Annotated in this window: 20 protein-coding genes and 1 tRNA gene; 12 read left to right on the plus strand and 9 right to left on the minus strand. The window is 32.6% G+C overall.

The window, feature by feature from the left end:
• The 5 genes from ACY3JJ_RS09315 (at position 1) to ACY3JJ_RS09335 (ending at position 5,154) form a co-directional block, all read left to right on the plus strand.
• Positions 1-1,515 carry a bifunctional metallophosphatase/5'-nucleotidase gene (locus tag ACY3JJ_RS09315; RefSeq protein WP_463091756.1) on the plus strand — a complete coding sequence of 505 codons (1,515 nt, stop codon included), beginning with the start codon at positions 1-3 and terminating at the stop codon, positions 1,513-1,515.
• 1 nt (position 1,516) lies between these two features.
• Positions 1,517-1,756 (plus strand): hypothetical protein, encoded by a 240-nt coding sequence (locus tag ACY3JJ_RS09320; protein ID WP_463091757.1) that lies wholly within the window; start codon positions 1,517-1,519, stop codon positions 1,754-1,756.
• Positions 1,735-3,480, plus strand: coding sequence for a pyruvate kinase (pyk, locus tag ACY3JJ_RS09325; protein ID WP_463091758.1), 1,746 nt, complete (start codon positions 1,735-1,737; stop codon positions 3,478-3,480). The genes ACY3JJ_RS09320 and pyk overlap by 22 nt, the downstream gene beginning before the upstream one ends.
• A complete protein-coding gene (locus tag ACY3JJ_RS09330) occupies positions 3,458-3,811 on the plus strand; it encodes an FtsB family cell division protein (protein WP_463082725.1) in 354 nt (117 codons plus the stop codon). The genes pyk and ACY3JJ_RS09330 overlap by 23 nt, the downstream gene beginning before the upstream one ends.
• A 206-nt stretch (positions 3,812-4,017) precedes the next feature.
• Complete coding sequence (locus ACY3JJ_RS09335) at positions 4,018-5,154, plus strand: putative DNA modification/repair radical SAM protein (RefSeq protein WP_463091759.1); 1,137 nt, start codon at positions 4,018-4,020, stop codon at positions 5,152-5,154.
• An 18-nt stretch (positions 5,155-5,172) separates the two neighbouring features.
• Here ACY3JJ_RS09335 and ACY3JJ_RS09340 read toward each other — a convergent pair whose 3' ends face one another.
• Positions 5,173-6,513 carry a GH1 family beta-glucosidase gene (locus ACY3JJ_RS09340; RefSeq protein ID WP_463091760.1) on the minus strand — a complete coding sequence of 447 codons (1,341 nt, stop codon included), beginning with the start codon at positions 6,511-6,513 and terminating at the stop codon, positions 5,173-5,175.
• A 155-nt stretch (positions 6,514-6,668) separates the two neighbouring features.
• Between ACY3JJ_RS09340 and ACY3JJ_RS09345 the strand changes: the two genes are divergently transcribed.
• The 3 genes from ACY3JJ_RS09345 to ACY3JJ_RS09355 all read left to right on the plus strand — a co-directional run bounded on the left by ACY3JJ_RS09345 (position 6,669) and on the right by ACY3JJ_RS09355 (position 8,468).
• A tRNA-Asn gene (locus tag ACY3JJ_RS09345) sits at positions 6,669-6,743 on the plus strand.
• A gap of 152 nt (positions 6,744-6,895) precedes the next feature.
• Positions 6,896-7,891, plus strand: coding sequence for a glycoside hydrolase family 130 protein (locus tag ACY3JJ_RS09350; protein WP_463091761.1), 996 nt, complete (start codon positions 6,896-6,898; stop codon positions 7,889-7,891).
• Positions 7,892-7,934: 43 nt separating this feature from the next.
• Complete coding sequence (locus ACY3JJ_RS09355; RefSeq protein ID WP_463091762.1) at positions 7,935-8,468, plus strand: archaemetzincin family Zn-dependent metalloprotease; 534 nt, start codon at positions 7,935-7,937, stop codon at positions 8,466-8,468.
• On the opposite strand, the gene ACY3JJ_RS09360 is transcribed toward ACY3JJ_RS09355, so the two are convergent.
• Both ACY3JJ_RS09360 and ACY3JJ_RS09365 read right to left on the minus strand, forming a co-directional pair.
• Positions 8,445-10,886 (minus strand): beta-mannosidase, encoded by a 2,442-nt coding sequence (locus tag ACY3JJ_RS09360; RefSeq protein WP_463091763.1) that lies wholly within the window; start codon positions 10,884-10,886, stop codon positions 8,445-8,447. The genes ACY3JJ_RS09355 and ACY3JJ_RS09360 overlap by 24 nt on opposite strands.
• Before the next feature lie 99 nt (positions 10,887-10,985).
• Positions 10,986-11,771 (minus strand): SHOCT-like domain-containing protein, encoded by a 786-nt coding sequence (locus ACY3JJ_RS09365; RefSeq protein ID WP_463091764.1) that lies wholly within the window; start codon positions 11,769-11,771, stop codon positions 10,986-10,988.
• A gap of 255 nt (positions 11,772-12,026) precedes the next feature.
• On the opposite strand from ACY3JJ_RS09365, the gene glgP reads away from it, so the two are divergent.
• Positions 12,027-13,739: an alpha-glucan family phosphorylase gene (glgP, locus tag ACY3JJ_RS09370; protein WP_463091765.1), complete on the plus strand. Its 1,713-nt coding sequence runs from the start codon at positions 12,027-12,029 to the stop codon at positions 13,737-13,739.
• A 43-nt stretch (positions 13,740-13,782) separates the two neighbouring features.
• Here glgP and ACY3JJ_RS09375 read toward each other — a convergent pair whose 3' ends face one another.
• The 4 genes from ACY3JJ_RS09375 to ACY3JJ_RS09390 all read right to left on the minus strand — a co-directional run bounded on the left by ACY3JJ_RS09375 (position 13,783) and on the right by ACY3JJ_RS09390 (position 18,108).
• A complete protein-coding gene (locus ACY3JJ_RS09375) occupies positions 13,783-14,625 on the minus strand; it encodes a carbohydrate ABC transporter permease (RefSeq protein WP_463091766.1) in 843 nt (280 codons plus the stop codon).
• Complete coding sequence (locus ACY3JJ_RS09380; protein ID WP_463091767.1) at positions 14,625-15,512, minus strand: carbohydrate ABC transporter permease; 888 nt, start codon at positions 15,510-15,512, stop codon at positions 14,625-14,627. The genes ACY3JJ_RS09375 and ACY3JJ_RS09380 overlap by 1 nt, the downstream gene beginning before the upstream one ends.
• A 63-nt stretch (positions 15,513-15,575) precedes the next feature.
• A complete protein-coding gene (locus tag ACY3JJ_RS09385; protein ID WP_463091768.1) occupies positions 15,576-16,820 on the minus strand; it encodes an ABC transporter substrate-binding protein in 1,245 nt (414 codons plus the stop codon).
• Positions 16,821-16,917: 97 nt separating this feature from the next.
• The gene (locus ACY3JJ_RS09390; protein WP_463091769.1) at positions 16,918-18,108 is read right to left on the minus strand and encodes an ROK family transcriptional regulator; all 1,191 of its coding nucleotides are present in this window, start codon (positions 18,106-18,108) and stop codon (positions 16,918-16,920) included.
• A gap of 146 nt (positions 18,109-18,254) precedes the next feature.
• On the opposite strand from ACY3JJ_RS09390, the gene ACY3JJ_RS09395 reads away from it, so the two are divergent.
• Genes ACY3JJ_RS09395 through ACY3JJ_RS09405 form a run of 3 tightly spaced genes read left to right on the plus strand, consistent with a single transcriptional unit; the run spans position 18,255 to position 21,279 of the window.
• Positions 18,255-18,551, plus strand: a complete 297-nt coding sequence (locus ACY3JJ_RS09395) for a hypothetical protein (RefSeq protein ID WP_463091770.1) — start codon at positions 18,255-18,257, stop codon at positions 18,549-18,551.
• Positions 18,552-18,567: 16 nt separating this feature from the next.
• The gene (locus ACY3JJ_RS09400; protein WP_463091771.1) at positions 18,568-19,512 is read left to right on the plus strand and encodes an aldo/keto reductase family protein; all 945 of its coding nucleotides are present in this window, start codon (positions 18,568-18,570) and stop codon (positions 19,510-19,512) included.
• Between the two features lie 3 nt (positions 19,513-19,515).
• Positions 19,516-21,279: an Rqc2 family fibronectin-binding protein gene (locus ACY3JJ_RS09405; protein ID WP_463091772.1), complete on the plus strand. Its 1,764-nt coding sequence runs from the start codon at positions 19,516-19,518 to the stop codon at positions 21,277-21,279.
• Here ACY3JJ_RS09405 and ACY3JJ_RS09410 read toward each other — a convergent pair.
• Positions 21,229-22,140, minus strand: coding sequence for an RluA family pseudouridine synthase (locus ACY3JJ_RS09410; protein WP_463091773.1), 912 nt, complete (start codon positions 22,138-22,140; stop codon positions 21,229-21,231). The genes ACY3JJ_RS09405 and ACY3JJ_RS09410 overlap by 51 nt on opposite strands.
• A 6-nt stretch (positions 22,141-22,146) precedes the next feature.
• Positions 22,147-22,827, minus strand: coding sequence for a Crp/Fnr family transcriptional regulator (locus ACY3JJ_RS09415; RefSeq protein WP_463091774.1), 681 nt, complete (start codon positions 22,825-22,827; stop codon positions 22,147-22,149).
• Positions 22,828-23,023: the final 196 nt, after the last annotated feature.

A 23,023-nucleotide genomic window follows, 5' to 3' on the forward strand; every position in this document is an offset into this window, starting at 1 on the left:
ATGAGGTATTTAAAAAAAACTCTCCTTCTCCTGTTGATTTTATTTCTTCTTATTAGTCTCTCTTTCTCCCAAACTTCCAATTTAATAGATATAAAGATACTCCACATCAATGATTTTCATGGAAGACTTCTACCATACATTGTGAAAAGCATTAGTGAGAAAATTCCAGTAGGTGGCGGAGCCTATTTAGCCTATATGATAAACGAAGAAAGAGCTAAGAATCCAGAAGGCACCATACTTCTTTCTGCTGGAGATATGTTCCAAGGTACTCCTATATCAAATATATTTAAAGGAGAACCCGTTATTAAAATAATGAATTATCTTAAGTTTGATGCCATGACCATTGGAAATCATGAATTTGATTGGGGACAAGATACTCTGCAACAATGGATAAAATCCTCCAATTTTCCCTTTTTAGCGGGAAATATATTAAAAGATGAAACATATCTTCCAAATGTTAAACCCTATATCATTATTGAGAGAAAAGGTTTTAAAATTGCAATAATAGGACTTACAACTACTGAAACTGCTTATATAGTAAAACCTGATTATGTTAAAGATTTAACTTTTATAGAACCTGAAAAAGTACTCCCTAATTTAATTAGGGAAGTAAAAAACCAAGGAGCCAATTTAATAATAGTATTATCCCACTTAGGTTATGATGCAGACAAAGCTCTTGCAGAAAAGGTTCCTGGAATTGATGTAATAGTAGGAGGACATAGCCATACAGTAGTTACAGATCCTGTAATAGTTAGAGGAACAATTATTGTACAAGCAGGATACAATGGTATATATTTAGGGGTTTTAGATTTAAAAGTACAACCTGAAACTGGTTTAATTTTAGGTTTTACAAAAGAAAAAGAACTAAAAACTGTTTTTGCGGGACCCGAGGATAAATATGATCCTGTTGTAGCCGAAATAATTGACAAATATAATGCTCAACTTAAAGAAGAATTTTCGAAAATTGTAGGGGAAACTCTTGTGGATCTTGTAAGAAATTATAATGAAGAATCAAACGTAGGTAATGTAATATGTGATGCAATGTTAGAAGCAAGTAATGCCCAAATTGCATTCCAAAATAGCGGTGGCATAAGAACAGATATCCCTAAGGGTAAAATAACAATGGAACAAGTATATACTCTACTTCCCTTTGATAATGTACTGGTAACAATGGATCTAACCGGAAAAGACATATTAGATCTTTTAGAACAAAGCGCTACTTTAGAAAAGGGTATTTTACAAACTTCAGGAATTAGAGTAAAATATAATATGACAAGGCCTATAGGATCAAGGGTGATAGAGGTCTTTGTTGGGAATGACCCCTTAGATTTAAACAAGGTTTATAGAGTAGTAACCAATGATTTTCTTGCTGCGGGTGGAGACAAGTTTACAGCTTTCACAAGAGGCAAAAATATTATCTACGGAGATATGTTAAGAGATGTTTTTGTAGAATACTTGAAAAAACATTCTCCTATAAATCCAAAGGTGGAAGGAAGGAGTATAATTATAAAGTAATTTGAAAGAAAAGATTAAGGTTTTTGTAAATAATAAATTGATAGAAGTATTTCAGGGCATGCAAGTAAAGCATGCCCTGATTTCTTATGACATGGATATCTATAAAAAATGCATAGATGGGGAGTATATTGTTGTTAATGAAGATGGTTTTGAGATTGGATTAGAAGGAGCGCTCTCAGATAATACTAAAATATATATTAAACAAAGGAGGGAAAAAAGTTGTTTAGAAAGACCAAAATAGTATGTACAATAGGTCCTGCCAGTGAAAAAGAAGAAGTATTAAAGGAACTTATTAGAGCAGGAATGGATGTGGCAAGATTAAACTTCTCCCATGGAGATTATAATGTCCATGGAGAAAGAATAAGACTTATAAGAAAATTTTCAGAAGAATTAGACAAACCAATTCCTATTATTCAAGACCTTCAAGGACCTAAAATAAGGATAGGAGAATTAGAAAAGGACAAAATATTTATCAAAGATGGAGAAGAAATCTATCTTACTCCTAAGGAAACTATAGGCAACGAGAAAATTCTTTATGTTAACTACCCCTATCTATTAGAGGATGTGAATATTGGAGATAGAATACTTATAGATGATGGACTTATAGAATTGAAAGTTGTGGATAAAAAAGAAGACAAATTAGTATGTGGAATTATTCATGGGGGTTATCTTTCAGAAAGAAAAGGAGTTAATTTCCCAGACTCTAAATTAAGAGTTTCCCCTCTTACAGAGAAGGATAAAAAAGATACCATATTTGGCATAGAAAACAAGGTAGACTACATTGCATTGTCCTTTGTGCAAAGAGCTTCAGATATAATAGAGTTAAAAGAATTCCTTGAATTACATGATGCCAAAATTCCTGTAATAGCCAAAATTGAAAAAAGAGAAGCAGTAAATAATTTTAAAGAAATATTAGAAGTAGCAGATGCTATAATGGTAGCAAGAGGAGATTTGGCAATAGAGATTTCAAATGAGGAGGTTCCCTTAATTCAAAAAAGAATAATAAAGGAAACAAGATTAGCAGGAAAACCTGTAATTACAGCCACCCAGATGTTAATATCTATGGTAAGTAATCCTACTCCCACAAGGGCAGAAGTAAGTGATGTGGCAAATGCCATATTAGACGGTACAGATGCTATTATGTTATCAAACGAAACTGCAATGGGTAAATATCCCATAGAAAGCGTAAAAATGATGGATAAAATTGCAAAGAAAGTTGAAGAAAGCTTTCCATATGACGATTTCTTAAAAGAAACAGATTGTAATACTACTATAACTAAAGCTATAACCTTCTCCACATGCCAAATAGCCAAAGAAATAAAAGCTTCAGCAATTGTAACAGCTACTCATAGTGGTTTTACAGCAAGACAAATATCAAAATATAGACCCAATGCTCCCATATTTGCCATTACCCACTTTTCTGAAGTAAGAAGAAGACTCAACCTATCTTGGGGTGTAATTCCACTTTTAACTGAGATTTTTTACACTACTGATGAAATGTTTGAAAAATCTACAAAGTTACTTCTTCAAAAAGAATATGTTAAAAGAGGAGACACAGTTGTAATCACTGCTGGTATACCCATGGGAATCTCTGGTATGACAAATCTTATAAAGGTACATGTAATAAGTGATATCATAGGACAAGGACATGGACTTGGTGGAGATTCCAAAACCGCCAAGGTTATATTAGCTCAAAACCCTAAGGAAGCTCTTAGTAAAGAGATAGATGGAGCTATATTACTGATAAAGTCTTATGATCTTGAGATAGAACCTCTCTTTGACAAATTAGTCGGTCTTGTTATTGAAGATGAAAAAATTCCACCATCATTAATCCCATGGAGAAGTAAGGGATTAGGTATAATAGTTGGAGCCAAAAATCTCTTTGAAAAATTAAGAGATAATGAGATTATAACTATAGACCCTGAAAGAGGAGTAATATACCGTGGGGTGGCAAGAATATCTTAAAAAGGACAGAAAGAAAAGAAATCCTATAAGCAAAATACTTTTAGTTCTTTTTTTTCTATATCTAAGCCCATCTATATATATGGGGATTAGAGATTATATAACTTATTCCCAAAAACTAAAGGAACTTTATCAAAGAAAATCAGTCCTTGAAAAAAAAGTTAAAGAATTAAGAGAGATAGCTTACAATACAGATGATCCATATATAATAGAGAAAATTGCAAGAGAAAAACTTTTTATGGCAAAACCTAATGAAGAGCCAATCCTAATAATTGAGAAAAAAGAAGAAGAGAAAAATCTTTGGGATAAAATAATAGATCTTTTTAAAAAGTAGTATTTTGATATAATATCATTTGATAAAACTAAACTTATAGCAGGGGTGAAAGAAATGGGAAAACAATGGAGGGTAATACTTAAGAGGAAAAGAAGAAAGGCAAGAGAAAAAAGGAAAAAGGAAAGGCTAAAGCTACTTTTAAAAGAACTTAAAAAGGCTTAATTGATATTTTTTTATTTTAAAAAAGGACCCTCATAGATGACAAAATGCATATAAGCGATAAAATCGAAATATTAGCAGAATCAGCAAAGTTCGATCTATGTGGGTCCTTTTTATGTTCTCAAGAAGCCATAAAAAGAAAGCCATCCATAAGCGGTTGGATCTATCCTACAGTTCTTCCTGATGGAAAGACAGTAAGACTTTTAAAAATTTTACTCTCAAATGATTGTATTCATAACTGCTATTATTGTGCTAACAGAGCTAATAGACCATTTCAAAGAATAACTCTTACAGCAGATGAGCTTGTTAGATTATTCTTAGAACTTCATAGAAAGAATTTGGTAGATGGATTATTTTTAAGTTCCGCAATAACTAAATCACCTAAATATACTATGGAACAAATGCTAAAATCGGTAGAAATACTTAGAGAAGTTCACAATTTTAAAGGATATATTCATTTAAAAATACTTCCAGAATCTTCTTTAGAGTATATAGAGACCGCTATAAAATATGCAGATCGAATTTCTATAAATTTGGAAGCCCCATCAGAAAAATATCTAAAAGAAATTGCGCCTGAAAAGAATTTTAATTTTCTTCTTCAAAAATTGGAAACTTTAAAAGAATTATATAAAAAGGGGTTAAGGCCAAAAGCAGGTATTACAACTCAATTTGTAGTTGGTGCATCACAAGAAAGGGACAAAGAAATTCTCAACCTTACCTTCAATCTCTATAAAAATTATCATTTATCGAGAGCCTATTTTAGCGCTTTTCAGCCTATTCCCCTTACTCCTTTATCCGACCTTCCACCTACTTCTACTTGGAGAGAAGTAAGACTATATGAGGCTGATTTTCTAATAAGAAAATATGGTTTTGATATAGAAGAACTTGTGTTTAATGAGAATGGAAATTTACCTCCGGATGAAGATCCTAAAGCAATATGGGCTAAAAATCATCCTGAATTTTTCCCTATAGAGATAAACTCTGCACCATATGATAAACTCATAAGAATTCCTGGAATAGGTCCAGTCTTTGCTTCAAGAATAATCAAAGCAAGAAGAGAAAATAAGATAAAAGATTTAAAAGAATTAAAGAAAATAGGAGTTTCAATAGAAAAGTGCAAAAATTTCATTCTTATAAATGGAAAAAGCCCTTCCTCTTCTAAAAATCAACTTACTCTTTTCTGAGAAAGGGCTTTTAACTTGCTAATCTTCTAATCCATTTCGATCAATTATCCTTTTATAAAAATAAGCACTTTCTTTTAATATTCTTTCCTGATTTTCATAATTAACATATATAATTCCAAACCTCTTACTAAATCCATGCCCCCATTCAAAATTATCCATTAAAGACCATACAAAATATCCCCTTAAATCTACACCATCTCTGATAGCAAAATAAGCTCTCTTAATATGTTCTCTCAAATAATTAACTCTCTTAATATCATTAACTTTACCATTCTGCAAGATATCATCAAAGGCTGCCCCATTTTCAGTAATGTAAATTGGAATTTTATAACTACTATATAGCTGAACTAAAATGTCATAAAGCCCATCAGGATATATTTCCCAGTTCATAGCAGTAACTTCACCATCACCTTGAACCCTACTTATTCCTGTATAAGGATCTTCAGAATTTGCTTTTACAATACTTCTGGTATAATAATTAATTCCAATAAAATCTATAGGTTGAGATATAATATCAAAATCTCTTTCTTCAACTTTAAAAACCCAAGGTGTTTTCTCTAAAACCTTCCAAGCACTTTCAGGATAAGACTTTTTGAAAATAGGATCTAAAAACCATCTATTTGAAAAAGCATCATGCCTTTCTACAGCTATTAAATTCTCCTCTGTATCTTTCTCAGGGTATACAGGAGCAACATTAATAGTTATACCGATACTTCCTTTATATCCTTCTTCTTTATAAATCTGGACAGCATAACCATGAGCTAAAAGAAAGTTATGGCTTGCAATAAATGCCCCTTTCATATCTCTTTTCCCTGGAGCATGTACACCCCAACCATAACCCAAGAATGCATTTACCCAAGGCTCATTTAGTGTAATCCATAAATCAACCCTATCACCAAATTTATAGAACAAAAAAGAAGCATACTCAGAAAAGTATTTTGCAACATCTCTATTTAACCAACCACCAATATCCTCAAGAGTTTGAGGTAAATCCCAGTGATACAAAGTTATAGCAGGTTTTATTCCTTTCTCGAGAAGTCTATCAATAAGCTTATCATAAAAGGCTATACCTTTTGGATTCACCTTCCCTTTTCCTTCTGGAAAAATTCTTGGCCACGAAATGGAGAATCTATAAGCCTTAAGCCCAATATAACTCATTAAATCCACATCTTTCTCCCACAGATGATAATGATCACACGCCACATCTCCATTCTGATTCTGATAAATAGTACCTGGAGTATGAGAAAACCTATCCCAAGTACTTTCTCCTTTTCCATCCTCATTCCAAGCCCCCTCTATCTGATAAGACGCTGTTGCAGCTCCCCATAAAAATCCTTTAGGAAATAACAGTTCTTGCATCTCTTATCCTCCTTCTTTAAAAGTCTATATATAACCCTTGATATATTACTAAAGCAAAAAGTTTTTGAAAAGAGGGTAATAATTAAAAAAAATATATAGTACTTGATTTTCCAAAAAGTTTTTTATATAATTTTTTACAACAATAACTTATTCGCTCCTCGGTAGCTCAACGGTAGAGCGGCCGGCTGTTAACCGGCGGGTTGCAGGTTCGAATCCTGCCCGAGGAGCCAATTTTTTATTATTATCCCCATAAATTAAATCTAATTTATTATTAATTTCAACTATCAAAATCCCATTTTTTATGTTACTATTTTCACTGATATTTATTGACTTAATAGAACATCTAAGTTAACATAAATAGAAAAAAAGGAGGCTTTAAATTATGGGTAAAGTCCAAATTATTGGAGAAAAGATTCCAAATTTACCCTGGGAAGAACGCCCAAAAGGTTGTAATGATGTAGTGTGGAGATATTCTAAGAATCCCATCATCAAAAGGAACCATATTAAAAGAGCAAACAGCATATTTAACAGTGCAGTAGTTACATTCAATGGAAAATTTGCAGGAGTTTTTAGAGTTGACGACAAAGCAAGATCAATGAACTTGCACGCTGGATTTAGCGATGACGGAATTAATTGGACTATTGAAGAAGAACCTATTAACTTCATACAAGAAACTAAGGATCCATTAGTAAGTGAATACAAATATGATCCAAGAGTTACTTTTATTGAAGATCGATATTATATTACATGGTGTAATGGTTATCATGGACCAACCATAGGGGTAGGATATACCTTTGATTTTAAGGAATTTTATCAATTAGAAAATGCCTTCTTACCTTACAATAGAAATGGAGTACTTTTTCCAAGAAAAATAAATGGCAAATATGCTATGTTAAGCAGACCTTCTGACAGAGGTCATACACCTTTTGGGGATATATTCTATAGCGAGAGTCCAGACATGATCCATTGGGGTTGTCATAGATTTGTTATGTCAGCAGGACTTACTGGATGGCAATCCCTTAAAATAGGAGCAGGTCCTACTCCTATAGAAACTAGTGAGGGTTGGCTCTTAATCTATCATGGAGTATTACTTTCTTGTAATGGTTATGTATATAGCTTTAGTGCTGCCCTTTTAGATTTAGAAAAACCATGGAAAGTAAAATATAGAGCTCGTTCTTATCTACTTTCCCCTCAAGAATATTATGAATGTGTAGGAGATGTACCTAATGTAGCATTTCCTTGTGCATCCTTATGTGATGCTGACACAGGTAGGCTTGCCATCTATTATGGCGGTGCAGATACAGTAGTTGCTCTTGCCTTTGCATATGTGGATGAGATAATTGATTTTCTAAAAGAAGATGGAATAAAATATGAATAAAAATAAAAAGAGGGAGAGTAATTCCTCTCCCTCTTTATAAAAAATGGAAAAATTTATATATTTGGTTCCTTTTGATAATATAGATAAAGATATTTTAGACTTCCTTTCAGCAAATCTTCCTAAGATTATTCCTTTTCCTGTAAAAACATACTTTAACTTACCTATTCCCAGCAATACTTATAATCCTGAAAGAAATCAATATCTTTCTTTACCTTTTCTTGACATACTTACCAAATTAAAGATACCCGACAGTTTTAGGGTCCTTGGAATAACAAATGTGGATTTATATACCCATGGACTTAATTTTATATTTGGGCAAGCAAAACTTAATGGAAAAGAAGCCTTAGTAAGTATAGCACGATTAGATAATAGTTTCTACAGATTACCGAAAAATCGAGAAATTTTATATATCCGCACTTTAAAAGAGTCAGTCCATGAACTTGGACACACTCTGGGTCTCTCCCATTGTCCAAACCCAGAGTGTGTCATGCATTTTTCTAATTCTATATCAGACACCGATAGAAAAAGCTATAATTTCTGTCCTATTTGTAAATTAAGCCTTTCTTACCTTTTTTAAATTCAATCCTTTAATTTTTAAATTTTCTTCTATCTCTTTAAGAGTATAGGGAGCTCTAAAAATTACCTCATATTTATCTTTTGGATAAATAGTAAAATAATTATCTTCCCATTCCGCATTTGGAAGTTCCAATGCTACAAATAAAGCAATGAAATCACTTTCCAAAAGTACTCTATATATTTCTTTGTCAAGCTCCTCTATAGTATAAATAACTTCTGCCTTAGGGAGTTCTAAATGTTTAAATGGAACAAAGAAATATTCGTTCTGATCTACTAAGTTACCCTTTTCATCAAAAAGTTGTACATAGAAAAATTCTCCATATTTATCTACCTCTTCCAAAGGAACTGTTATAGCATTTAGAGATGTATTAGGAGAAAGTTCAAGAGTAGTTTCCTTCTTACCTCTTCTTTTTCCCTTAAAAGTACTAAATGCATATTCTATTTTACCTTCAAAATGTTGCAAGGTATCATTAACTACAAAGATTAAAAGTTTACCGTCTCTTGGTTCTATATTTACTTTCAGATCCTTAAAAGACCTTTTTACAAAATAGTAAGAAGGTTTCAAGTTTTTATAATAATCAATTATGCTCCAACTCACTACTGGCCAACAATCGTTAAGTTGCCATATCAGTGCTCCTGCAGTATGGAACTTATTATTTCTCCAGTGTTCTATTCCTGTTTTTAACGCTAATCCTTGGATGATTTGAGAAAGATATATGTAATCATCCATATCAGATGTAATTTTAAAATAACCAGAAATATACCTTATAATTCTTTCTGTACCCTCATAAGCCTTGTTATGAAATTCCATTTCCCTACTTTGAGGATGATATTCTTTCTCAGAAGTAATAAACTTTCTAATAGTCTCTGAAACAGGAGGAGCCTGCATTCCAAACTCACTTACAAATCTGGAATTATCTTTAAGATACTCTTTAAAGTCTTTCCATCCATGCCATATATCCCAGTTATGTCTATCTCCAGCCTCCTCACTATTTGGATACCTTCCACCATAAGGACTACTTGGCCAATATGGCCTTGTTAAATCAAGTCTGGCACATACATCTGGCAAAACTTTACTATATATCTCTTCTCCCCAGAACTTATCTCTTTCACCCCACCATTTTGCTACATAGCCCCAATTATTCTCATTATTACCACACCATAAAACAATAGAAGGATGATTTCTTAATCTTTTAACAACAAATTCTGCTTCCCTCTGTACTTCTTCTAAAAATTTCTCATCATCTGGATATTCCGCACATGCAAACATAAAATCTTGCCAAACCATTATGCCAAGTTCATCACACAAGTCGTAAAATATATCATTTTCATATATTCCACCACCCCAAACTCTAAGCATATTAGTTCCCATTTCTTTAGCTTTTGTTAGAAGAAATCTATAATCTTCTTCTCTTAATCTTGGAAGAAAACTATCCGCTGGTATCCAATTTGCCCCCTTAGCAAAGATGGGTACATCATTTACTTTGAAAATAAAAGATTCACCTTTTTCGTCTTCTTTTGTATATAGCTCTACTTTTCTTATTCCAAAAGTTTCCTCTATTTTATCTAAAACCTCACCTTTCTCATCCAAAAGAATCAGTTGTATTTTATACAAGTTCTGTTCACCATATCCTTGCGGATACCAAAGTTTAGGATCTTTTATAATTAATGGTATCTTTAAAAATACTCTTCCTTCTGGGAGAGTAAATCTTAATCTTTGTTCCAAAACAGGCTTTTTATGTGAGATCCTAAACGCTACATCTACACTCATAGCTTGTTGAAGCTCTATATCAAGCTCCAGATTTATATGGGCAGGATTACCTAAATTCCTCAAAGGAACCCATACATCTAAAATTCTCGCTTTATCCCAACCCTTTATTTTTACTGATTTCCACAAACCTGAAGTAGCAAGTCTTGGTCCCCAGTCCCATCCAAAGGAATATTGAGCCTTTCTACCAAAAACTCGGGGAGAAAAATCTCCCCCATGAAGTTTATATGGATAATTATCTGCTCTTTCTTTAAGCGTTTTTGTAGGTGACAAAAGCTTCACTTCAAGAAGATTTTCCCCCTCTACTAATATATTTTTTACATCAAAACACCAAGGAATAAACATATTATCTGTTTCTCCTATTTTCTTCCCATTGAGATAAACTTCAGAAAAAGTATCAATTCCTTCAAATTCCAATTCTATAGCAGAATGCTTTAAGAAATCCTTATCTATATTAAATTTTTTCCTATATATCCAATCTTCTTCCTCTACCCATTGAACCTTAAGTTCATTTTCCCCCACAAAAGGATCTGGTATTAAATTATTATCCATTAAATCTAAGTGAACACAACCTGGTACTTTAGCTTTAAGCCATTTTCTCTCTTTTGTATTTCTAAACTCCCATTCACCATCTAATTTAATGACATCCATAACTAAAAATCCTCCCCTAAGGTATAAAAATTTTGTTTAGTATAACTTATTAACTTGTAAAAATCAAAATCTCCTTAGGGGAGTATTAGGATAATAAATTCATTTAATATTTATATTACCCATTGAACATCTTATAATAATTTCTGATTTCTCACCATTCCCATATATATATGTATCACCTTTCACAATCATATCTGGCCTTCTTTCGACAGATGCTTCACCCATCGTAACTTTTACTACTAATTTTCCATCAAAATCATCAGGAAGTACTATGGACATATCTCCAGTATTACAAATTAATTCTCCTTGAGAGGGAGCTTTAGCAAAGACAATATCCAAATCTCCCATATTTACCTCAGCCCTAAATTTCTCACTCTCTATATATAAATCACCATCACCCATTTTTATGAGAATCTCACTTTCCTTCGCAACTAATTTTCCCTTTACATCTCCTGCGGAAACTTTCATCTTAACCGTGTTTAATTTTGGTAAATTCAAATTAAAATCTCCTGCAGAAAATTTAAACAAATTATCTTCTAAAATGAATACACCTTCTCCCCTTATCCTTATCTTTTCTTCTTGCCAAACATCTACCTCTAAATCACCTGCTGTAATCTCTAAAAATAGTGGTTTATCCTCTGACCATTCATATTCCTCATCTACATGCTTTATTCCCTTCATACTATTTACTATAACGCCCGGTATGATGGAAAAAGCAGAAGTTAAAGCATCGGTTACAATCTCTCCTATATTAACAAACCCAAATTTATCCTTCCTCTTTGATTCTTTCCTTTCCTCAAGAGCCTCAATAAGTTTCTCAGCTTCATCAGCCTTTATTTTTCCTTCTTCTAAAAGTTTTAAAATTCTTTTTAATTCATCATCCATATTCCTTATACCTCCATTTATTAATATAGATTTTTAATAATTATAAAATAAAATTTTATATTTTTCAATATTAAGATCTATTAATTTTATCATATTTTACTAAAAGTAAAATATTTTATATATAACTAACATGTGTTAAGAATTAATAAAACCTGTTATCTTCTAATATTCGTTTAATTTTATCTATTTGAAGTCGCATGATTTTTGTTATATTATTAAGAAGAATTTAAAACAAAAAAAGGGAGGTATGAGAGATTGAATACAGCCATATTTGACCGTTTAAAAAAAGAAGAGGTTATTGCCTACTTTTCTATGGAAATAGCTTTAACTTCTGATATACCAACATACAGTGGAGGCTTAGGTGTTCTAGCAGGCGATACAGTAAGAACAGCTGCTGATCTAAACATTCCATTTATTGGGGTTACTCAGATAAGCAGAAAAGGATATTTTAAACAAGTAATAGAAGAAGATGGTACTCAAATAGAACAACCAGCTACCTGGGATCCAGAAAAATATATGTCTCCTCTTCCAATTAAAACCTTTGTTGAAATTGAAGGTAGAAAAGTATATATTCAACCTTGGGTATACTATTGGAAGTCTATTCACGGACATGTTGTACCTGTCATATTCTTAGATACCAATCTACCAGAAAATTCTGAAGAAGATAAAACTATTACTGATATCCTATATGGTGGCGATCTATCTTACCGTCTAAAGCAAGAAATAGTATTGGGAATAGGAGGAGCAAAAGTATTAAAAGAGTTAGGACTTAGAATTAGAAAATATCATTTAAATGAAGGACATTCTGCTCTTCTCACCTTAGAACTTTTAAAAGATGAATTAAATAATGGTAAATCCTTAGAAGAAGTAGTAGAGAATGTCAAGGAGAAATGTATTTTTACAACCCATACTCCTGTAGAGGCTGGACATGATAAATTTACATATGATCTTGTTTCAAAAATTTTGGGAAATTATATCTCTATAGATTTAATTAAAAAATTCGCAGGAGAAAATGTTCTTAATATGACTCTTCTTGCTTTAAATCTTTCCGGATATGTAAATGGTGTTGCAAAAAGGCATCAAGAAATATCTCTTTCCATGTTCCCTGGCCATAGAATATATGCCATAACTAACGGAGTTCATTCCTTTACTTGGACTTCTACTCCATTTCGAGAACTTTTCGACAAATATATTCCAGGATGGGCAACTGAACCCGAACTTCTTACAAGAGCCCAATTTATTCCAAGCGAGGAAATTTGGCTTGCCCATCAACGAGCTAAAAGGGATCTTATAGATTATATATATGCCCAAACAGGAGTAAAATTTGAAGAAAACGTGTTAACAATAGGTTTTGCAAGAAGAGCTACAGCATATAAAAGACCTCACCTTTTATTTTCTGACATTAATAGACTTAAAAAGGTAAAAAGAAAAGGACCTATTCAGATTGTTTATGCTGGTAAAGCTCATCCCAAAGATATAGAAGGTAAAAAACTAATTAAAGAAATATATGAATACATCAAAGAATTAGAAAGAGATATCAAAATCGTATATTTACAAGACTATAATATGGACATGGCTAAAAAGATTGTAGCAGGTGTAGATGTATGGTTAAACACCCCCCAAAGACCATTAGAAGCTTCTGGCACCAGTGGAATGAAGGCTGCTCATAATGGTGTAATTAACTTTAGTGTACTGGATGGCTGGTGGATAGAAGGCCATGTAGAAGGATATACTGGTTGGTCCATTGGTCCCTCACCATTGGAGGAAAAAAGCTTAGAAAATCATGTTCAAGAAGAAATTGATGATTTATATAATAAGCTTGAATATATAATTTTACCAACCTATTATCATCATTGCGATGATTGGATTAAAATCATGAAAAACTCTATCTCTAATTTAGCCTCATACTTCAATACGCATAGGATGATGAAGAGATATATTACAGAAGCATATTTTAAAAATAGATAAATAAAAGGGGGAGCTTTTATATTAAAGGCTCCTCCCTTTCTTATTAAACACCTGACAAAGAGCCTGATAGCAAGCCTCGCATAAAATATCTACCAAGAAATATATATACTAAAAGAGGGGGCAAAGCTGTTATTAAAGCACCTGCCATCTGAATATTCCATTGTACAAAATAACTCCCTGCAAGATTATTCAAAGCTACTGTAATAGGCTGAACAGAAGGATTAGGGGCAACTACAAGTCCAAATAAGAAATCATTCCATATGGAAGTAAATTGCCATATCATAACCACAGCAAATGCAGGCATGGAAACAGGAAGAATAATTCTCCTATAAATACCAATAAAATCAGCTCCGTCTATTTTAGCAGCTTCTATTAGTTCAGAAGGAATAGTAAAGTAATAGTTTCTAAAAATAAGGGTAGTTATTGGAATACCATATACTATATGCACAAAAATAAGACCTGGAATAGTACTATAAAGTTTTATCTTCTGTAATACCTGCACTAAAGGTATAAGAATACTTTGATAAGGTATGAACATACCAAATAAAAGCAAAGGAAAAATTATATCTGCTCCTTTAAATCTCCATTTTGTAAGTACATAACCATTCATAGAACCCAAGAAGGCAGAAAGAATAGTAGCAGGAATAACCAAATACACACTATTCATAAAATTCTGTGCAAGCCCCCTAAGTCCTCTCTTTGGATCTCCTTTCCATGCCTGTATAAAACTTTCAAAACTAATAGTTTTGGGAAGTCTCCACATGGTCTTAAGATCAACTTCTACAAAACTTTTTAGACTTGTAACTACAAGCACATATACGGGTGTCAAGTAAAAGATTGCAAAAAGTATAAGGAAAAAATATATTAATAATCTTCCTAATCTCATTATCTTTTAACCTCCGATTTGAGGCTATATCTTAGATAAGGAATAATCAAAACCCCCACCATTAAAAGAAGAATTATTGCTATACTTGCCCCTTGCGCAAAATGATTCCCTCTAAAGGTAGTATCATACATGAATAAAGCAGGAACATCACAAGAAAAACCTGCTCCAGAACCTGTCATTGCAACAACCAAATCAAAAATTTTTAAAGATATATGGCCTAAAACTATTATGGCACCCAAGGTTACTGGCCTCAAGAGAGGTAAAACAATATATCGATAAACTTGCCACATGTTAGCTCCATCTACCTGAGCTGCCTCAAATAATTCATTTGGAATTCCTCTCATTCCAGCTAAATACATAGCCATTACATATCCTGACATTTGCCATACTGCAGCAATAACTACAGCTTTTATTCCTATTTTGGGATCTGTGTACCAGCCACTTTTTAAGAAAGAAAGCCCAATTTTATCCAAGATTTGGTTTAGCCCAATAGGATTATTTATAGTACCAGGATTTAATATCCATCTCCAAACAACACCTGTTACTACAAAAGATATAGCCATGGGGAATAGATAAATATTTCTAAATACGTTTTCTTCTTTTATCCTTTGATCTAAAAAGATGGCAAGGAGAAAACCTAAAATTAAAGATGATATAAGAAATAGAGCTGTAAAAACCAGTGTATTTTTCATAGATATTTGAAAACGAAAATTCTGAAAAAGTTCTATATAATTTTTCAATCCAATGATATTAAAACTTGGGAATATATCATTCCAATCAGTAAGAGAAATAAATCCAGTCCAAAAAATAAAAAAATACACAAAAATAGCTATCAATATGATTGATGGAAGAATAAAAAGAAAAGAATACAATTTATCCTTTTGCAATATCTTCACCACCCTTAAAAGTTGTCAAGGGGGAGAGTAAAACTCTCCCCCTTAAAAACTCTCTTATTGTTTTACTCCATTTTTAATAGCCACATTAACAAGAGCCTTCTGAGTAGTCTTTACATCTGGCCTTACCACAAAGAGGGAAATCACATCCTTAAATTCTGTTACCCATCCTTCAGAGGCGGCTGCACCATGCATTACGCTTGGAACTATCTTATGCTTTAACCAATCATCCATACAAGATCTCTGATAAGCTGGGAATTTAGATTTATCAACATCTGTTCTTGCTGGAATAGATCCTTTCTTAAGGTTAAAAGCTTCTTGTCCTTCTTTTGATCCAAGAACTTTCAAGAAGGCTATAACATTATTTCTATTTTTAGCTCCTTTTGGAAGTCCAAAACTATCAGATAAAGCGTCAAAAATTCCAGCATTACCAGGAGCAAGAACCCATCCAAAATCTTCAAATCCCTTAGCATAGAAATAACCGACAGCCCAATCTCCCATGATAGTCATAGCTGCAGAACCATCTACAATTAATGCACAAGCCTCATCCCATGTCCTTGCTGAGTGGTCAGAATTTACATAACTTAACATTTTCTTAAAGGTTTCTAAAGCATCAGTCACCTTAGGATCGGACCACTTTGTTTTTCCATTCCATAATCCCTTATATCCCTCAGCACCAAGTTTTCCAATCAATACAGTCTCAAATATATGAGCAGCTTCCCATCCATCTTTTGTTCCAAGAGCAAAAGGTGTAATTCCTTTACTCTTCAATGCTTCTGCTACTTTAAAGAACTCGCCAAAAGTCTTAGGTGGAGTTAAATTGTTCTCTGTAAAAATCTTTTTGTTATACCATAATACATTAGCTCTATGAATATTTACTGGCACAGACCAATACTGCCCATTGTAAGACACAATATCAAGTATACCTTTTGGCATTACCTTCTCCCAACCTTCTTGCTTATAGAGAAAGGTTATAGGCTCCATAAACCCTGTTTTTACCCATGTATCTATTAACTCATGACCTGCATGAACTTGGAATGTGTCTGGTGGATCTCCACCCAACATTCTTGTCTTAAGAACTGCCTTTGCATTTGCACCAGCTCCTCCTGCCACTGTAGCGTTAATAATCTCTACACCAGGATACTTTCTTTGGAAAATTTCAATCAAAGCCTGAAGTCCCTCAGCCTCTCCTCCTGCAGTCCACCAACTAAAAATTTCTAATTTACCTTTTGATTGAGCAATGGATGTAAAAGTCAATAATACTAAAAAGATTAACAAAAGACTTAAAATTTTACGATACATAATAAAACCTCCCCCCAAATAGAATTTTAGAATCTAAGGATAAAGGATATTAGGATAGACACCTCCTTTTTTTTGTGGAGTTTAAATATACATTATCTTACACAGTTGAGAGTACAGGCCCTTCAAATATATCCCAGAAAGCCCAAATACCTGCTCCAATAAGCTCTGCAGGATATTCCAGGAAAGAAGTGAGCTCTATCTTAACTTTGCCAGCATCTTCAGTTATACTTTTCCGCCTTACTATATCAACCAGTTTCTGTCTTATATTTTCCCAAATCTCCTTTGTATCGTTCTTTATAAGTGGACCACCTAGGATAATTACATCAGGATTAAGACCATTTATTATATTTATTATTCCAATACTTATATCCTCAATATAAGAATCTAAAACTTTCTCATCTTGAATCTTTGCAAATTCTTTTTCAAGATCAAATCCAGCTCTTTTCGCATTATCACTTCCCAAAGATGCATATCTCTCCCAACATCCCAAATTTCCACATTTACACTTTATTCCATCCCTACTTACTGTCATATGCCCAAATTCACCTGCTGTATTTGCCTTCCCACGATAGAGTTTCCCCTCTAATATTAGTCCTGTTCCAACACCTTCTCCTATAAATATGTACACAATATTTGCATCAGATAATTCTATTCTTTCCCCCAACATTCCTTCTGCAACCACTGCCATATTTGCCTCATTATCCATTTTCACAGTAATATCAACAGAAAATTCCCTTCTGAATCTTTCTGTTATCATATCTCCAAGGGGTAAATTCCTCCAATTAATATTGGGAGCTACTACTACATTCTTAAAAGTATTATCCACTATTCCAGGAATTCCTATACCCATAGCGTGAGTCTTACCAAGACCATCAGGGAACAGCTCCTTTGTATATTGAACTACTTTATCTATAAACTCATTAGGATTTTTGGGCGTTACAAAACTTTTTACAGACCTTATTTTCATAGAGAAATCAACCCTTGCAATGGTAGAATGAGTAACACCTACTTTTATAGCTATAACATTCCGATAATCAGGATTTAACCCTAACATTATAGCCCTTCTACCAATCCTCTTGGTTACATAAGGTTGAATCTCTACAATCATTCCTTCAGAAATAAGACTGTTTATAAGCCTTGTAATTGTACTTTTACTAAGACTAAACCTTCTGGCAAGTTCTGTACGAGAGATATTTCTACATCTCAAAAAAGCATTTAAAACTATAGTTTTATTAACTTCCCTTTGCTGATTCGCTCTACCGCCTCTTCCTGTCCTTATAAATACCATAAATACTAATTTCCTTTCTATTAGTTCCTCATTGAAAATAATTCTACTATAATTTAACAACAATCTGTTTAATTTGTCAATAATATCTTTGTTAATGTTAAAATAGAAATATGAAAAATCTGAATAAAAATGGAGGTCTTTGAGAAATGTTTAATTGGCTTAAAAAACTTTTCTCTTCCACAACCACTCTATCTCAAAGTTTCATTGTATCAGTAAAATGTAAAAGATGTGGAGAAATCATAGATGTAAGAATAAGACCTAAGGAAGAAGCAAATCCTGAATTTGGGGAAACGGATCAGATTATAAAATATGATCTATACAAAGATGTATTAGGAACAAAATGTCCCAACTTAATGAGACTACATATTGAGTTTTCACCAAACTGGAGTATACTTTTAAAAGAAACCGAAAATGGAGAAATTTTAGAAATAAAAAATTCATAATAGGAGGTTATCAAAAATGCAATATAGAAAATTAGGTAGAGCAGGAATAAAGTTAAGCGTAATTGGACTTGGAGCATGGCTTACCTTTGGAGAGAAGGTAGATTATGACCGTACAAGGGAATGTATATATACAGCGATAGATAATGGTGTAAATTTTATAGATCTTGCAGATGTATACGCAAGAGGAGAAGCAGAAAGAGTAGTTGGTAAAATATTAAAGGACTTTAGAAGACAAGATCTTGTTATCTCCAGTAAAGTATACTGGCCTATGAGTGATAATATTAATGATCGGGGACTATCAAGAAAGCACATTATGGAATCTATAGATGGATCTCTAAAAAGACTTGGAGTAGACTATTTAGACCTATATTTCTGTCACCGATTTGACCCTGAAACTCCCATCGATGAAGTTTTAAGAGCTATGGATGATCTTGTTCATCAAGGTAAAATATTATATTGGGGAACCAGTGTATGGACAGCTGCCCAAATTGAAAGTGCAGTAGGTACTGCCATTAAATACAATGCTTACTTACCTCAAGTAGAACAACCTCGCTACAATATGCTGGATAGACATATAGAGCCAGAAATCATACCCACATGTGCAAAACACGGAATAGGTATTACAGTATTTTCTCCTCTTGCCCAAGGAATATTAACTGGAAAATATAATAATGGAATCCCTGCAGGAAGCAGAGCAGAATGGAGCGATTGGCTTAAGAATGAACTAAATGAAGAAAATATAGAAAAAGTTAGAAAATTAACAAAATTAGCCCAAGAAATAGGAATAACTATGTCCCAGCTTGCTTTAGCTTGGATATTAAGAAGACCTGAAATAACTTCCGCTATAGTAGGTGCCACAAGACCTGAACAACTTAAAGAAACATTAAAAGCAGGTGACATTACTTTATCTCCTGATGTTTTAGACGAAATAGAAAAGATTCTTGCTAATGCACCTAAATAAAAAATGAACTTAAAAGTAAGCTTTGATCTACTAACATTAGAAGTTTTTTATGAGGAGACAAAAGATATAATAATTGATTCTATCATTGAAAAAATATATCAGATAGGAAGCACTGACATATTTTGGGAAATTTATTCTCCTCATAATGGAAGATATAATTTAGTTCTCTCTGTTCATCCCCAATTATATAGAATACAGTTAACCAGAAAAAATTTCCCATACCCATCAAAACCTCCCTCCTTTTCTATGCTTTTAAGAAAACATTTGGAGGGGGGAAGAATCTTAGATTATTACCTAATACCCCAAGAAAGAATTATAGAATTTAAGATTAAAACCTTTCCTGAAGAAAGTAAAAAGGTAATATTAGAACTTATGGGAAAATATAGTAATCTCATACTGGTAAATGAGAATAATATAATAATAGATGCCATAAAACATGTTCCAAGTGAGATAAACAGATTTCGAGAAGTCATACCTGGAGCAAACTATATTTATCCCCCTAAAAGCATAAAGATACCTATCTCAGAATTAACAGAAGACAAACTTGAGAGTCTTCTAAATAAGGACATCCCAATAAGAGATCTCATACTAAAAGAAATATCCCATATGAATCCTCATATAGTAAATGAAATTATAGAAGATATAGGAAATAAGATGGCAAATATACTTACTCTAACAGAGAAGAATATATTAAAAGAAAGACTTTTAAATATCAAAGAAAAAATATTACGAAGAGAATTCAAACCTACAGCCTATCTAATAAATGGTGAACCTATTACTTTCTCCCTTTTTCCCCTCAAAGAGTATGAAGATTTAGAGAAAAAAGAGTTTGATAAGGTCTATAAATTGGTAGACTATATATATTCTTATGCCTTTGAAAAAGCATTATTCACTCAGAAAAAAAATAGATTGTTGGAAATTATAAAAACCAATATAGAAAAGGTTGAGGAAAAAATAAAAGAGTTAGATTCTCAAATAAAAGAAGGCGAAGATTCAGAAATCTTTAAAATAAAAGGAGAAATTCTTATTCTTAACCAAAGCTCAATAAGAAAGGGGCTTGAAAAAGTAACCTTTCTTAATCCCTATAATCCTAATGAATATATAGAAATAGAATTAGATCCAAGTCTATCTGCTATTGAAAACGCCCAAAAATATTTTAAAAAATATAAAAAACTTAAAAGAGGAATCTCTATTTTGAAAGATTATAAAAGTAAATTAGAGGAAGAATTGTTTTATCTAAATTCTATTGAATTTTCTATTGAAAATGCAAATTCCCTCTCAGAACTAATGGAAATAGAAGAGGAACTTGAAAAGGAAGGATATATAAAAGAAAAGAAAGAGAAAAGCCAAAAGAAAATCAAAAAATCGGAACCTTACAAATTTATAAGCTCCGATGGTTTTGAAATTTATGTCGGTAAGAACAATAAACAAAATGATTATATAACTTTTAATTTAGCAAAGCCTGAAGATATATGGTTACATGCCAGAGGAATTCCAGGTGCTCATGTGATAATCAAGGCTCAAGATAAGGAAGTTCCAGATAGCACTTTATATGAAGCAGGAGCTTTAGCTGCCTACTTTAGTAAAGGAAGAAATTCCACCTATGTACCTGTTGATTATACCTTCAGAAGATATTTGCAAAAACCTAAAGGAGCTAAGCCAGGTTTTGTAATATATAAAAATGAAAAAACCATTTTTGCCAAACCTGAAGAAGCCTTAATATTTTTGTCTCAAGAGTTTAAGGACTCTTTCAAAGTCAGATGGTAAAGGGACAGAAAAACTCATTCTTTCATACGTTCGTGGGTGTATGAAAGAAATCTCCTTTGCATGAAGAAGCTGACCTTTCACACCAAATCTCTTATCAATCCTACCATAAGTCTCATCACCTACAATTGGAAAGCCCAAATGGGATAAATGTAATCTAACTTGATGAGTTCTTCCTGTCTCTAAACTTGCAGATACCAAAGTATATCCCTTAAACCTTTCTAAAACTTTAAAATTAGTAATAGATATCTTACCATTATAAACTATAGCCATTTTCTTTCTGTAAACTGGATGCCTTGCCATTGGAAGTTCTACCCTTTTTTCATCCCAAGGAATCTCCCCCTCACATAAAGCCCAATATAGCCTTTTTAGAGTTCTATTCTTTAATTGCTCAGATAATTTCTGATGAGAAAAATCATTCTTAGCTACCACTAAAAGTCCTGTCGTATCTTTATCTAATCTATGCACTATTCCAGGCCTTAGTTCTCCTCCTATTCCTGAAAGATCTTTTACCCTATACAAAAGAGCATTTACAAGGGTATCTTGATAATGACCATGGGCAGGATGCACAACCATTCCTCGTGGCTTATTTATAACCAAAAGATCATTATCCTCGTAAATTATCTGAATGGGTATATCCTTAGGTATAATTTCAGTATTTTCAGGAGGAGGAATTATCACATTAATAATATCTCCAGGCTTAACCTTATAACTGCTTTTAACTATAAATCCATTAACCTTTACATAACCTTCATCTATAAGAACTTGAATCTGAGAACGGGAAAGATGAACTTTTTTAACTAAATACTTATCTATTCTATCAATTTCATCCTTATTTTCTACTATGAGTTGATACTCTACCATTCCTGATTAATATATTTTTTCTCTAAGCTTAGAGACATCTCTTATAAGAATATGATTTTTCTTTATATCAATTATACCCTCATCTTCAAAAGATTTAAGCACCCTAATTGCTGTTTCTCGAGAAATACCCACAATATTTCCAAGTTCTTGTCTTGTAAAATCTAAATCAATAAGTATTCCATCCTTTATAGGATGACCTCTTTCCATTGCTATATCAATTATCACTCTTGCTATTCTACCTGGAGCATCAAGAAACATTAGAGTTTCAATCTGCCTATTAGCCTTTCTCAATCTTAAAGAGAGAGTTCTCAATATCTTAAGAGCTATTTGAGGATGATTATAAAGTAGATTTAAGAAATCTTCTCGATTTATTATCATTACCGATGTATCTTCTAAAGCCACTACAGTAGCAGACCTTGGCTCACCATCAAGAAGAGACATCTCTCCAAAAAACTCAGTAGGATAAAGAATAGAAAGAATTCCTTCTTTACCTTCCTCTGTTTCTAAAATAACCTTTATCTTTCCAGAACATATCAAAAAGAAGAAATTACCCGTTTCGTCCTTTTGGAAGATGACAGTGTCTTTTTTAAAATCTTTTTTCTTAGCTATCTCTAATAGCTTATTTAATTCTTCTTCAGAAAAATCTGAAAATATAGGGACCCTTTTAAGAAATTCCTTCAAATCCATAATTCAATTATATAATAATAAAGGATTAAAAACCACATTATTTTTAACTCTTACCCTTTAAATTGCCATTTTTCAGATTAAGATAAAAACTAATTGTTATATATCATAGAAAAAATTTTATCAATTTGTATATTAAGGGTATATTTGCTAAAATTACATTTGTATCTTAAAAAGAATTACAAGGAGAAACTCTCTC

The organism is Dictyoglomus sp. DH (genome assembly GCF_055181375.1).

What these genes read in the sequence shown, in the direction of transcription:
- ACY3JJ_RS09355 (WP_463091762.1), top strand. Translation starts at nt 7,935, where the DNA reads ATGGAAAAATTTATATATTTGGTTCCTTTTGATAATATAGATAAAGAT.
- ACY3JJ_RS09385 (WP_463091768.1), bottom strand. Translation starts at nt 16,820, where the DNA reads ATGTATCGTAAAATTTTAAGTCTTTTGTTAATCTTTTTAGTATTATTG.
- ACY3JJ_RS09340 (WP_463091760.1), bottom strand. Translation starts at nt 6,513, where the DNA reads ATGCAAGAACTGTTATTTCCTAAAGGATTTTTATGGGGAGCTGCAACA.
- ACY3JJ_RS09415 (WP_463091774.1), bottom strand. Translation starts at nt 22,827, where the DNA reads ATGGATTTGAAGGAATTTCTTAAAAGGGTCCCTATATTTTCAGATTTT.
- ACY3JJ_RS09335 (WP_463091759.1), top strand. Translation starts at nt 4,018, where the DNA reads ATGCATATAAGCGATAAAATCGAAATATTAGCAGAATCAGCAAAGTTC.
- ACY3JJ_RS09410 (WP_463091773.1), bottom strand. Translation starts at nt 22,140, where the DNA reads ATGGTAGAGTATCAACTCATAGTAGAAAATAAGGATGAAATTGATAGA.
- ACY3JJ_RS09315 (WP_463091756.1), top strand. Translation starts at nt 1, where the DNA reads ATGAGGTATTTAAAAAAAACTCTCCTTCTCCTGTTGATTTTATTTCTT.
- ACY3JJ_RS09395 (WP_463091770.1), top strand. Translation starts at nt 18,255, where the DNA reads ATGTTTAATTGGCTTAAAAAACTTTTCTCTTCCACAACCACTCTATCT.
- ACY3JJ_RS09375 (WP_463091766.1), bottom strand. Translation starts at nt 14,625, where the DNA reads ATGAGATTAGGAAGATTATTAATATATTTTTTCCTTATACTTTTTGCA.
- ACY3JJ_RS09390 (WP_463091769.1), bottom strand. Translation starts at nt 18,108, where the DNA reads ATGGTATTTATAAGGACAGGAAGAGGCGGTAGAGCGAATCAGCAAAGG.
- ACY3JJ_RS09360 (WP_463091763.1), bottom strand. Translation starts at nt 10,886, where the DNA reads ATGGATGTCATTAAATTAGATGGTGAATGGGAGTTTAGAAATACAAAA.
- ACY3JJ_RS09405 (WP_463091772.1), top strand. Translation starts at nt 19,516, where the DNA reads ATGAACTTAAAAGTAAGCTTTGATCTACTAACATTAGAAGTTTTTTAT.
- ACY3JJ_RS09400 (WP_463091771.1), top strand. Translation starts at nt 18,568, where the DNA reads ATGCAATATAGAAAATTAGGTAGAGCAGGAATAAAGTTAAGCGTAATT.
- ACY3JJ_RS09365 (WP_463091764.1), bottom strand. Translation starts at nt 11,771, where the DNA reads ATGGATGATGAATTAAAAAGAATTTTAAAACTTTTAGAAGAAGGAAAA.
- ACY3JJ_RS09350 (WP_463091761.1), top strand. Translation starts at nt 6,896, where the DNA reads ATGGGTAAAGTCCAAATTATTGGAGAAAAGATTCCAAATTTACCCTGG.